Source organism: Actinomadura sp. HBU206391 (genome assembly GCF_014323665.1).
GTDB lineage: Bacteria > Actinomycetota > Actinomycetes > Streptosporangiales > Streptosporangiaceae > Actinomadura_C.
This window is the reverse complement of sequence record NZ_JABVEB010000044.1, coordinates 1-12182: the sequence shown is the minus strand read 5'-3', so window position 1 is coordinate 12182 and position 12182 is coordinate 1. Positions and strand designations below refer to the sequence as shown.

Annotated in this window: 11 protein-coding genes; 8 read left to right on the top strand and 3 right to left on the bottom strand. The window is 71.1% G+C overall.

Features of this window, described 5'->3' with window-relative positions; all coding sequences use genetic code 11:
- The first annotated feature begins 38 nt into the window (after nt 1–38).
- From HKK72_RS16230 to HKK72_RS16220, 3 genes are all read left to right on the top strand, one after another.
- A complete protein-coding gene (locus HKK72_RS16230) occupies nt 39–899 on the top strand; it encodes a 4Fe-4S dicluster domain-containing protein (RefSeq protein WP_261986875.1) in 861 nt (286 codons plus the stop codon).
- Nucleotides 896–1930 (top strand): NrfD/PsrC family molybdoenzyme membrane anchor subunit, encoded by a 1035-nt coding sequence (gene nrfD, locus HKK72_RS16225; protein WP_187235207.1) that lies wholly within the window; start codon nt 896–898, stop codon nt 1928–1930. Before HKK72_RS16230 ends, nrfD begins: the two co-directional genes overlap by 4 nt.
- Before the next feature lie 200 nt (nt 1931–2130).
- Complete coding sequence (locus HKK72_RS16220) at nt 2131–3567, top strand: sulfatase (RefSeq protein WP_222720782.1); 1437 nt, start codon at nt 2131–2133, stop codon at nt 3565–3567.
- Nucleotides 3568–3636: 69 nt separating this feature from the next.
- On the opposite strand, the gene HKK72_RS16215 is transcribed toward HKK72_RS16220, so the two are convergent.
- Nucleotides 3637–4503, bottom strand: a complete 867-nt coding sequence (locus HKK72_RS16215; protein WP_187235206.1) for a siderophore-interacting protein — start codon at nt 4501–4503, stop codon at nt 3637–3639.
- A gap of 313 nt (nt 4504–4816) precedes the next feature.
- Between HKK72_RS16215 and HKK72_RS16210 the strand changes: the two genes are divergently transcribed.
- Complete coding sequence (locus HKK72_RS16210; RefSeq protein WP_187235205.1) at nt 4817–6166, top strand: cytochrome P450; 1350 nt, start codon at nt 4817–4819, stop codon at nt 6164–6166.
- Nucleotides 6166–6981, top strand: coding sequence for an SDR family oxidoreductase (locus HKK72_RS16205; RefSeq protein ID WP_187235204.1), 816 nt, complete (start codon nt 6166–6168; stop codon nt 6979–6981). The genes HKK72_RS16210 and HKK72_RS16205 overlap by 1 nt, the downstream gene beginning before the upstream one ends.
- Before the next feature lie 22 nt (nt 6982–7003).
- On the opposite strand, the gene HKK72_RS16200 is transcribed toward HKK72_RS16205, so the two are convergent.
- The gene (locus HKK72_RS16200) at nt 7004–7582 is read right to left on the bottom strand and encodes a TetR/AcrR family transcriptional regulator (protein ID WP_187235203.1); all 579 of its coding nucleotides are present in this window, start codon (nt 7580–7582) and stop codon (nt 7004–7006) included.
- 99 nt (nt 7583–7681) lie between these two features.
- Between HKK72_RS16200 and HKK72_RS16195 the strand changes: the two genes are divergently transcribed.
- A complete protein-coding gene (locus HKK72_RS16195; protein WP_187235202.1) occupies nt 7682–8527 on the top strand; it encodes an SDR family NAD(P)-dependent oxidoreductase in 846 nt (281 codons plus the stop codon).
- 49 nt (nt 8528–8576) lie between these two features.
- A complete protein-coding gene (locus tag HKK72_RS16190) occupies nt 8577–9239 on the top strand; it encodes a TetR/AcrR family transcriptional regulator (protein WP_187235201.1) in 663 nt (220 codons plus the stop codon).
- Between the two features lie 8 nt (nt 9240–9247).
- Here HKK72_RS16190 and HKK72_RS16185 read toward each other — a convergent pair whose 3' ends face one another.
- Nucleotides 9248–9490: a hypothetical protein gene (locus tag HKK72_RS16185; protein WP_222720781.1), complete on the bottom strand. Its 243-nt coding sequence runs from the start codon at nt 9488–9490 to the stop codon at nt 9248–9250.
- 144 nt (nt 9491–9634) lie between these two features.
- On the opposite strand from HKK72_RS16185, the gene HKK72_RS16180 reads away from it, so the two are divergent.
- Nucleotides 9635–12182 (top strand): Tex family protein (locus HKK72_RS16180; RefSeq protein ID WP_410050309.1); only part of this gene is annotated, 2548 nt, incomplete at its 3' end.

Genomic DNA, 12182 nt, shown 5'->3' with positions numbered 1-12182 from the left:
TCGCCGGCGACGCCGGCCACCTCGACCCCCCGCCGCGCATGGGCTTTTTCACCGACACCTCCGTCTGCATCGGCTGCAAGGCCTGTGAGGTGGCCTGCAAGGAGTGGAACGCCCTGCCGGGCGGCGACCTGACCTTCACCGGCATGTCCTACGACAACACCGAGCGGCTCGGCGCGGACACCTGGCGGCACGTGGCCTTCATCGAGCAGCGCAAGCCGCTCGGCCCGCAGCAGCCCGGTGTCGAGCACGCGGACATCGACGTGCTCGGCCTGGCCGCCGGGGCGACCCGGCCCGACGCGCGCGGAAACGGGCAGCGCGGAGAACTGCGCTGGCTGATGTCCTCCGACGTCTGCAAGCACTGCACGCACGCCGCCTGCCTGGACGTGTGCCCGACAGGCGCGCTGATGCGCACCGAGTTCGGCACGGTCGTGGTGCAGCCCGACATCTGCAACGGCTGCGGCTACTGCGTGCCCGCCTGCCCGTTCGGCGTCATCGAGCAGCGCGACGGCGACGGCCGGGCGTGGAAGTGCACGATGTGCTATGACCGCCTCGGCGCCGGGATGGAACCGGCCTGCGCCAAGGCCTGCCCGACCGATTCCATCCAGTACGGCCCGCTCGACGAACTGCGCGAACGCGCCGGGGCCCGGGTCGGCCGGCTGCACGACGCGGGAGTGACCGACGCCAGGCTGTACGGCGCCGACCCCGATGACGGGATCGGCGGGGCCGGCGCCTTCTTCCTGCTGCTCGACGACCCGGAGGTCTACGGGCTCCCCCCGGACCCCCTCGTCACCACCCACGATCTGCCGTCGATGTGGCGGCACGCCGGGGCGGCCGCGCTCACTCTGCTCGGCGCTGTGGCCCTGGTGACCTGCGCGGTCGAGATGCCGAGGCGGCGATGAGCGACGCGAGACTCACCCGCGAGGGCCTGCGCGACGCGCAGCGGGCCCGTGAGGCGCTGCCCGGCGAGAAGGGCGGCCGGCACCGGCGCCGCGGCCGTCGCGGTGGCGGCACGCCGGCGACCGAGCGGTTCAGGTCCTACTACGGCAAGCCGATCATCAAGCGGCCGGGCTGGCGACCGCTCGACATCGCGGGCTACCTCTTCCTTGGCGGGCTGGCCGGGGCCTCCGCCGTTCTGGCCGCCGCGGCCCACGCCACCGGGCGTGACAGGCTCGCCCGGGCCGGCAAGGTCGGCGCCGCGGGCGCGATCTCACTGTCGGCGGCGGCGCTGATCCACGATCTGGGCCGCCCCGAACGCTTCGTCTACATGCTCCGGGTCTTCAAGCCCACCTCGCCGATGAGCGTCGGCTCATGGCTGCTGACCGTCTTCGCCCCCGCGGCCGGGATCGCCGCCGTCACGGACGTGACCGGCCGATGCCCGCGCCTCGGCGGGCTGGCCACCGCCGGCGCGGCCATCACCGGTCCGGCCATCGTGACCTACACCGCCGTGCTGCTGTGCGACACCGCCGTGCCGGCGTGGCACGAGGGCTACCGTGAAATGCCCTTCGTCTTCACCGGATCCGCGATGGCCGCCGCCGGCGGACTCGGCATGCTGGCCGCGCCCGCCGAGCAGACCGACCTGGCCCGGGGCGCGGCGGCCGTCGGCACGGCGCTCGAACTCACCGCCATGACCCGGATGCGTCGGCGGCTCGGCCCGCTCGCCGAGCCGTACCACCAGGGCAGGGCCAATCTGCTGATGCGCGCGTCCGAGGCGCTCATGGCGACCGGCGCGCTCGCCGGGCTGGCCGCCGGCGGGCGCAGCCGGCGCGGCGCGATGGCGTCGGGAGCCGCGCTGATCGCCTCGTCGGCCTGCACGCGCTTCGGCGTCTTCGAGGCCGGTCTCATCTCGGTCGCCGATCCGAAGTACACCGTCATGGCCCAGCGTGCGGATCCGGGACCGCCGGCCGGTCCCGGATCACGGCCGTCGCCGTAGCGCCCGAGATGGTGTGCCGGAGCGGGTCGGCCCGGTGACCTGCGGTCGAGGAGACGCGGGCGCCCAAGGCCCGTTCTGTTTTCCGGAACGGCTGTGCCAAGTCGGCATTTCGCGCGGCCCGGGCACGTGGGCAGGCGCTTGACTCCGTCTTCTCAGAGCCTCCTCAGAGCCCTGAGGTGAGCGGCCGGGAGGAATCCGGAGTGACCGTACGAACCCAGATCAGTCGGCGGACCTTCCTCTCCGGCTCCTCGGCCGCCGTGGCCGCGACGGCCGTCGCGGCGATGGGCATCGGCCGGGCGAGCGCCGCGTCCCGCCCGAACATCCTGGTGATCGTGACCGACGATCAACCGCTGTACACCGAGTGGGCGACGCCGCGGATCTTCGACTGGCTGGCCGGCCAGGGCACCCGGTTCGCCAACGGCTTCGCGACCACGCCGCTCTGCGCGCCCGCGCGCTCGTCGCTGTTCACCGGGCAGTACGCCCACAACCACGGGGTACGAGGCAACCGGCAGAGCTCCAGACTGGACCACGCCCGCACGGTGCAGCGCCAGTTGCAGGAGGCGGGCTACCGCACCGGGTTGTGCGGGAAGTTCCTCAACGGCTGGCAGGTGCTCGACCATCCGCCGTTCTTCGAGGAGTGGTCGCTGCTGGCCAAGCCCACCTACGACAACGGCGTCTGGAACTTCAACGGCACGGTACGGCCGCTCCCGGACTACACCACGACGGTGGTGAAGGACAGGGCGCTCGGGTTCCTGCAGCGCAGTGCCTCGGACCGCCGCCCGTGGTTCCTCTGCCTCGCGCCGTACGCGCCCCATGGGCCGCACCGGCCCGAGCCGAGGTACGCACGCGCGCGGGTGCCGGCCTGGCATGGCCGGCCGTCGGTCTTCGAGGCCGACAAGACCGACAAGCCGCCGTTCATCCAGCGCGCCACGGCGAAGCCCGCGCGGGGCGCGGCGGTGCGCGACGCGCAGTTCCGTACCCTCCTGTCGGTGGACGACCTGGCCGCGGCCGTCCGGGTGAAGCTGGCCGAGCTGGGCCAGCTCGAAAACACCCTGGTGCTCTTTCTCGGAGACAACGGTTTCTCCTGGTCCGACCACGGCTGGCACCGTAAGTCGGTGCCGTACTCGCCGGCCATCCGGGTGCCGTTCTATCTCTCCTGGCCCGCGGCGGGGCTGAACACCGGCCGCTCCGACGACCGGCTCGTGGCGAGCGTCGATATCGCGCCCACCATCCTCGACGCCGCCGGTCTCACGGGCGCCCGCGCGCACCCGATGGACGGCCATTCGCTGCTCACGTCATACCGCAGGGAGCGGCTGCTGATCGAGTGGTGGCGGGAGAGGGCCGACGAGCGGCCCCAGAGCTGGGCCGCGCACCGGACGGGATCCCGGCAGTACACCGAGTACTACGACACCGTCCTCGATCGGTCGGGGAACCCGGCGGGCAGCGGCAAGGTGACGTTCCGGGAGTACTACGACCTGGAGCGGGACCCCTGGCAACTCGACAATCTCCTGCACAACGCGACGCCACAGGCCGAGCGCGACCTGGGCATTCCGGCGCTGTCGGCTCAGCTCGCCCTCGACCGTGCCAGCGCGGGCACAGCGGCCACGCCCGTCGCGGGCCACCCGCCCGCCCCGTGACCGGCGCGCGCGCCGCCTGACGCCGCGTGCGGCGGCCAGCTCACCACGTACCTTACGCAGGGGCCCAGCTCACGCGGACAGGGGGCGGGACGCGGCCTGGGCGGCCGCCTCTTCCTGTTCGATCTGGCGGTTCCATTCGGCCTTTGCGGCGCGCCAGCCCTCATCGCCCTCGCCGAGCCGCCAGTAGCCTGAGATCGACAGCCGGTCGAGCGGCACTCCGCGGTCGATCCGCAGGTGCCGGCGCAGCTCCTTGACGAAGCCGGCCTCACCGTGGACGAACGCCTGCACGACGCCCGGTGGGAACTCCAGCTCGCGCACCGCCCGTACGAGCGCGTCTCCCACCCGCGCGCCATTGCGGTGCAGCCACACGATCTCGACGTCGGCGGACGTGCCGAGCCGCTGCTCCTCCCGCCGGTCCGACACCTCGATGAACACCCGTGCGGGCGCGCCCGCGGGCACGCGCTCCAGGGACGCGGCGATGGCCGGCAACGCGCTCTCGTCACCGGCGAGCAGATGCCAGTCGGCCTCGGCGCGCGGAGCGTAGGCGCCGCCCGGCCCGAGGAAGAGGACCTCCTCGCCGGGCTCGACCCGCGCGGCCCACGGACCCGCGATGCCCTTGTCGCCGTGGTGGACGAAGTCGATCGTCAGCTCCAGCGCCCGGGGGTCCCATGACCGCACCGTGTAGGAGCGCGTGCGCGGCCACTGGTCGCGGGGCAGGTCACGCCGGATCGCGTCCATGTCGAACGGGTCCGGATACGCCACGCCCGGCTGGGGGAACAGCAGCTTGACGTAGTGATCGGTGTACTCGCCCGCGCCGAACCCGGCGAGCTCGTCGCCGCCGATGACCAACCGGATCATGTGCGGAGTGATCCGCTCGACGGCCCTGACCCGGCCCCGGTTGACCTTCGGCTGCTTGCGCGCCGGTTCGTTCGCCATCGGCACCTCTCCACCTGTCCACTGCGTCAGATCCACTGCGTCTTAGATCCACTGAGTCTTAGATCCACTGGGTCTCAGGGTCCATTCGGTCTTAGGTAAGCCTAACTTACCCGCCGTGCCGGCTCTCGGTTTGCCCGGTAGCGCTGACATTGTGTGATTTTTGGTGAGTTACTGCGAGATAACCCGGAGTTATCTACGCTGATCGAATCCCTGGACGATCACAGCTCACGTACGTTAGAACAAAGCTACAGAAAACGTGCATCTGTCCCCCTTGGTTCGTCCGTCGAACCACAGCGTGCGCGTTGGAGGATCCATGGCCCCCAGTCAACTCGCGGCCCCGCCCGAGGGCAGCGAACTGAAGCCTGTTCCCGGATCGCCGGGCCTCCCGGTGATCGGCACGACCTTCGAGATGATGCGCGATCCGTTCGCCTACTCGCGTAAACGCCGTGAGCGGTTCGGATCGGTGTCGTGGAGCAACGTCCTGTTCAGGCCGATGGTCACCCTGCAGGGGCCGGAGGCCGCCGAGACCGTGCTGGTCAACCGCGACAAGGCGTTCGCGAACGGGCCCGCCTGGACGTACTTCATCGGCCCCTTCTTCCATCGCGGCATCATGCTGCTGGACTTCGACGAGCACCTCCACCACCGCCGGATCATGCAGCAGGCCTTCAACAAGCCGAGGTTGCGCAGTTACATGCAGACCATGGCGCCGTCGATCGAGCACGGCATCGACGGGTGGCGGCCGCGCGACGGCTTCAAGGTGTACGACCACCTGAAGCACCTCACGCTCGACCTGGCCATGGACGTCTTCATGGGCGTCGAACTGGACCGGCGGGAGGCGGACCGGATCAACGGCGCGTTCATCGACGCGGTGCGCGCCGGCACCGCCTACGTCCGCTTCCCGGTCCCCGGGCTGCGCTGGCACAAGGGCCTGAAGGCGCGCAAGACGCTCGAGAAGTTCTTCTACCAGCACCTGCCCGCCAAGCGGGAGAAGGGCGGCGACGACCTGTTCGCCGCGCTCTGCGAGGCCGAGACCGACGACGGCGCAAGGTTCACCGACGAGGACGTCGTCAACCACATGATCTTCGTGCTGATGGCCGCGCACGACACCTCGACGATCACGATGACGACCATGGCCTACTACCTGGCCAGGAACCCCGAGTGGCAGGAGCGGGTCCGCGAGGAGTCCCAGGCGCTGGGCAAGAAGGTCCTGGAGTTCGAGGACCTGGAGAAGCTCACCACGCTCGACCTGGTGATCAAGGAGGCGCTGCGGCTGGTGTCGCCGGTGCCCGCGCTGCCCCGCCGTACGGTCAAGGACACCGAGGTGCTCGGGTTCCACATCCCCAAGGACACCTTCGTCTTCCTGCCGACCCTGACCAACCACTACCTCGAGGAGTACTGGCCCGACCCGGAGAGGTTCGACCCGGGCAGGTTCGCCGACGACCGGCGCGAGGACAAGGTGCACCACTACGCCTGGGAGCCGTTCGGCGGGGGCGTGCACAAGTGCATCGGCCTGCACTTCGCGGGAATGCAGATCAAGTCGGTGCTTCATCAGGTGCTCCAGCGCTACCGCTGGAGCGTGCCCGAGGGCTATGAATGGCCTCTGGACACGACCTCCCTTCCCCGGCCCAAGGACGGGCTTCCCGTGCGACTGGAGCAGATCTGATGGCGGATCCGAACGGCAAGATCATCGCGATTACCGGTGCGGCCCGCGGAATCGGCCTGGCGACCGCCACGGCACTTCAGGCGGCGGGCGCCAAGGTCGCCATCGGCGACATCGACGAGCCCACGGCCAAGCGCGCCGCCGAGACACTGAGCGCGCCGGCCCTGCCGGTCGACGTCACCGACCGGGAGTCGTTCACCGCGTTCCTCGACGGCGTCGAGACCGAGCTCGGCCCGGTCGATGTTCTCGTGAACAACGCCGGGATCATGCCGATCGGCCCCCTCCTGGAGGAGGACGACGTCCTCGCCGACAGGTGCATCGACATCAATGTGCGGGGCGTGATCCTCGGTACCAAGCTCGGACTGGCCAGGATGGTGCCGCGCGGGCAGGGCCACATCATCAACATCGCCTCGGTCGCGGGAGTGATGCCGGCGGCCGGGATGGCGACCTACAACGCGAGCAAGCACGCCGTGGTCGGTTTCACCGAGGCGGTGCGGCTCGAGTTCGCACGGCAGGGCATCGAGGTCAGCGCGGTGATGCCGACCTTCACCAACACCGAGCTGATCGCCGGCACCAAGAGCGCCAGGGGCCAGCGGAACGCCGAGCCCGAAGAGGTCGCGGCGGCCGTGCTCGGGCTGATCGCCAAGCCGCGGCCACAGGTGATCGTCCCGGCCAAGCTGGGCCGTCAGCTGCGGCTCGGCCCGCTGATGTCGAGGGGCATGCGCGACCGGATGGCCCGGTGGTACGGCCTCGACGAGATCTTCCTCAATCCGGACAAGGAGGCCCGCAAGGCCTACGACGAGCGGATGCGCGGCTGACTCGGGCCCGGCGCGGTTCCGGTCAGTCCGGCGGCGGTTCGGTGAGGGTGGCGACCAGTCGGGCGACGAGTACGCGCGTCTGTTCGAAGGTCGCCTCGCTCAGTGCGGGCGAGCCGACGAGTGAGCGCATCACGCCCATGCCGAGCAGCAGTGCGCCCATCAGCTCGGCGCGCAGAGCGGCGTCCTCGCCCTCCAGCCGCTCGGCGAAGTCCGCGAGGTAGCCCGCGCAGATCTGTTCGCGCAGCCGGTCGCGGATGACCGGGCGGCCCGAGGAGCGCAGCATCACCAGCAGCGGATGCTCGCCGTCGAACTGGTCCCAGTCGGCGAAGACGACGTCGTGCAGCAACGCGTCGGTGATGTGGGTGAGCGGCCTGCGCCGGTCGGCGCCGAGCCCGGCCGGGATCTCGGCCTGCACCGCCTCGGCGTAGAGCGCGTCCTTCGAGCCGAAGTAACGGAAGACCAGCGCCGGGTCCACGCCCACGTCACCGGCGATCTCGCGTACGCCCGTGCCGTCGTAGCCGTGCTGGGCGAACCGCATGCGCGCGGCGTCCAGCAACGCCGCGCGGGTCGCCGCCTTGTCGCGGGTTCTGGGCCGGTTCATGAAGTCAGCATAAGTCATCAGTCGTTGACTTATCTGCCGAATCGGCCCTAGCCTGCTTGTCATCAGTTGATGACTTTTCTTCGGGTCGGGAGTCGTGGCATGCGCACGTACGTGATCACTGGGGGTACCGACGGGATCGGCAGAGGCCTCGGGCTGTACCTTCTGCGGCGCGGAGACCGGGTGATCGCAGTGGCCAGCGGAGAACGGAAGGGCCACGCCCTTCTCGCCGAGGCGGAGCGGTCGGGCGCGGCGGACCGGGCGGTGTTCCTGCGCGCCGACCTGAGCACTCTGGCGGGCATGCGAAAAGTGATCGACGAGGTACGCGCGACCACCGACGCCGTGGACGGCCTCGTCTTCGGGGCGCAGCGCTTCCGCTCGGTGCGCGAGGAGACCGAGGACGGGCTCGAGTTCACCTTCGCACTCGGCTACCTGAGCCGGTTCGTCATCGGCCACGGCCTCATGGAGCACCTCGAACGCGCGGACCGGCCCGTCATCATGAACATCGCCGGACCCGGCGGCCTGCCCGGGCGCATCGTCTGGGACGACCTCCAGTCGCGCCGGGGATACAAGGGGATGCGCGCGGCGATGCAGGGCTCTCGCTGCATCGACCTGCTCGGAGCCGGCTTCCCGGCCCGGTACCCGGATGCCCGTACCCGCTATGTCCTCTACAACCCCCTGTTCGTGAACACCGGCATGGCCGACCCGCTGCCCCAGCCGAAGCGGGCCGTCACCAAAGGGCTCGCGCGGCTCTTCGCCCAGCCGGTGGACAAGGCCGTCGTGCCGATCGCCCGCCTGCTCGACGACCCGCCGAAGCCGGCGGTGACCGCCTTCCGGCGCAGTAGGGCGCTGCCGCTGACCGGCAAGGACTTCGACCAGGCCGCCGCGGCGCGGCTCCATCAGGTGACGACCGACCTGCTGGCGGAGATCACCCAGGCTCGGCGGTGAGCGGACGCCATCGCCGGCCCGCCGCCCCGGGCCGCGTAGGCTGCGCCGCATGAGGACGGACGCGGCCCGGGCGGCCGCCCGGAACGGGGTGGGGACGGGTGCGGAGGGGCTGGCGGGGCTGCTGGCCGAGGTCCCTCGCGCCGACGGCCTGGACACGCGGATTCTGAACGCCGCGCTGGCGCAGTTCGAGACGTACGGGCTGCGCAGGGTCGGCATGGAGGACGTGGCGAGGCGGGCCGGGGTCGCCCGTACGACGATCTACCGGCGCTTCGCGGGCAAGGACCAACTGGTCCAGGCGGTGATCCTGCGCGAGTGCCGGAGGTTCCTGGCCGCCATCGCCGAGGCCATCGAGGATCTGTCGACGCCCGAGGACGCGCTCGTCGAGGGATTCGTCGTGGGGCTGCGCAATGCCCGCCGTCATCCGCTGCTGTCGCGTGTGCTGGTCAGCGAGCCCGAGGCGTTCCTGCCCCAGCTCGGCATGAACGGCGGCGCCATGATGCTCGCCGCCCGCGACCTCATCGCCGAGCGGCTGCGGCGGTCGTGCCCGGACGCGGGGGAGGACTTCACCGCGCCCGCCGAGATCCTGGTCCGGGTCGCGCTTTCGCTGCTGCTCGTCCCCGGCGGAGGTCTGGCGCTCGACGACGACGAGTCGGTACGGGGGTTCGCCCGCGACCACCTCACGCGTGTGCTGCGGCCGAGCACGGGGAGCTGAGCAGCCGTTCACGGCTTGGGCAGCGGCCGCTGCGTCGTCGGGCCCGGGGTCCTGCCCTCCGGGGGGTACTCGCAGTCGAGGGTGGTGGCCTCCCTGTCGCTGTCGTCCCCGTCGATGACCACGGTGGCCGTGCACGCCCGGCCGTGTTCGTCGGTGAACGTCGTGACCTCGCTTCGGTCGGCACAGCCCGCGAGAAGGATCACCGCGACGGCGGCGACCGGGATGGCCGCGATTCGGCTATGCGTTCCCATCACTTGCCCCTTAGAAGGATCGGGCCACGCGAGCGTGGCCTCCGGCTCTGCTGACTTCGACGCGGGGAGGCGTGTCACGGATCCGACTCCTCGGCCCGTGCCACCTTGAGTGTCGGGGCTCGCGGACCGGTGGCGGATGCCACAATGCACTCCGAACCTCAGTGCGAAGGCGGAAACAGGATCGTGACGACGTCAGCTGCGGGACCGGGGACGGCCCCCGGAGGAACACTTCATCAGCGGATCGCCGAGGAGCTCGGCGTCAGGGACGGGCAGGTGCGGGCGGCGGTCGAGCTGCTCGACGGCGGGGCCACCGTGCCCTTCATCGCCCGCTACCGCAAGGAAGTGACCGGAACGCTCGACGACGCGCAGCTGCGCACGCTCGAGGAGCGCCTGCGCTACCTGCGCGAGCTGGAGGAGCGCCGGGCGGCGGTCCTGGAGTCGATCCGGGCTCAGGGCAAGCTCGACGAGGCGCTCGAGGCGCGGATCCTGGCGGCCGAGTCGAAGGCGCGCCTCGAGGACCTGTACCTGCCCTTCAAGCCCAAGCGCCGGACGAAGGCGCAGATCGCCAGAGAGGCCGGCCTGGAGCCGCTCGCCGATCAGCTGCTGTCCGATCCGAGCCATGATCCGCAGACGGCGGCGGCCGCCTTCGTCGACTCCGCCAAGGGGGTGGCCGACGCGGCCGCGGCGCTCGACGGGGCGCGCGCGATCCTGTCCGAGCGGTTCTCCGAGGACGGCGACCTCATCGGGCAGCTGCGCGAGCAGATGTGGTCCCGAGGCCGGCTCAGCTCGCGGGTGCGCGAGGGCAAGGAGGAGGCGGGCGCGAAGTTCTCCGACTACTTCGAGTTCGCCGAGCCGTTCGCCAAGCTGCCCTCGCACCGGATCCTGGCCATGTTCCGCGGTGAGAAGGAGGAGATCCTCGACCTCGACCTCCAGCCCGAGGAGGAGCAGGACCAGGAGCGGACCGGCCCTGGTCCCTACGAGGTCGAGATCGCGCGGCGGTTCGGCGTCGCCGATCGCGGCCGGCCGGCCGATCGCTGGCTGCTCGACACGGTGCGGTGGTCCTGGCGCACGCGCGTCCTGGCCCACCTCGACATCGACCTGCGCTCCCGGCTGTGGCAGCTCGCCGAAGAGGACGCGGTCGGGGTCTTCGCCGCCAACCTGCGGGACCTGCTCCTCGCGGCGCCCGCCGGCACCCGCACCACGATGGGACTGGACCCGGGCCTTCGCACGGGGGTGAAGGTCGCCGTGGTCGACGCGACGGGCAAGGTGGTCGCGACCGAGACGATCTACCCGCACGAGCCGCGGCGCCGCTGGGACGAGTCGATCGCGGTCCTCGCGCGGCTGGCGGGTGAGCACGGCGTCGAGCTGATCGCCATCGGCAACGGCACCGCCTCGCGCGAGACCGACAAGCTCGCCGCCGAGCTGATCACCAAGCATCCCGACCTCAAGCTGACCAAGGCCGTCGTGTCGGAGGCCGGCGCCTCGGTCTACTCCGCCTCGGCCTATGCCTCGCAGGAACTGCCCGAGCTGGACGTGTCGTTGCGCGGTGCGGTGTCGATCGCCCGCCGGCTGCAGGACCCCCTCGCCGAGCTCGTCAAGATCGACCCCAAGTCGATCGGCGTCGGGCAGTACCAGCACGACCTGTCCGAGCTCAAGCTGTCGCGTTCGCTCACCGCCGTGGTCGAGGACTGCGTGAACGCTGTCGGCGTCGACGTGAACACCGCCTCGGTCCCGCTGCTCACGCGCGTCTCGGGCATCGGCGAGGGGCTGGCGGCCAACATCGTGGCACACCGCGACGCGGGCGGCCCGTTCCGGTCCCGCAGCGCGCTGAAGGAGGTGCCGCGGCTCGGCCCGAAGGCCTTCGAGCAGTGCGCCGGCTTCCTGCGCATCGCGGACGGCGACGACCCGCTCGACCGGTCCAGCGTGCACCCGGAGGCCTACCCGGTGGTGCGCCGCATCCTGCAGGAGGCGGGCGGTGACGTCCCGTCCCTGATCGGCAACAGCAGAGTGCTGCGCGAACTCGATCCGCGCCGGTTCGTCGACGATGTCTTCGGCCTGCCGACGGTGACCGACATCCTCAAGGAGCTGGACAAGCCCGGCCGCGACCCCCGGCCGGCCTTCAAGACCGCGACCTTCAAGGAGGGCGTCGACAGGCTCCAGGACCTGGAGCCGGGAATGCTGCTGGAGGGCGTGGTCACCAACGTCGCCGCGTTCGGCGCGTTCGTCGACGTCGGCGTGCACCAGGACGGGCTCGTCCACATCTCGGCGATGTCGAAGAACTTCGTCAACGACCCGCGCGACGTGGTGAAATCCGGCGACATCGTACGGGTGAAGGTGCTGAGCGTCGACATCCCCCGCAAGCGCATCTCGCTCACCCTGCGGCTCGACGAAGAGACCGGCACCGGCCGCGAGGGCCGTGACGGTGGCGGGCGTGACGGCCGCGGGCGCGAGGCCGGCGCGGACCAGGGCGGCAAGGGCCAGGGACGGTCCGACGGCGGACGCCAAGGCGGCGGACGCCAGGGGGGCGGGAGCAAGGGCGGCCGCGGTGAACAGCGGTCCGGGTCCGGCGGCTCGAACCGTTCGCGAGGCGGCGCGCCGGCCGGCGAGCGGGGCGGATCCGGTGGCGGGGCGCTCGCCGACGCGCTCCGGCGCGCCGGCCTCGACAAGGGCCTGGACCAGGCCTTCGACAAAC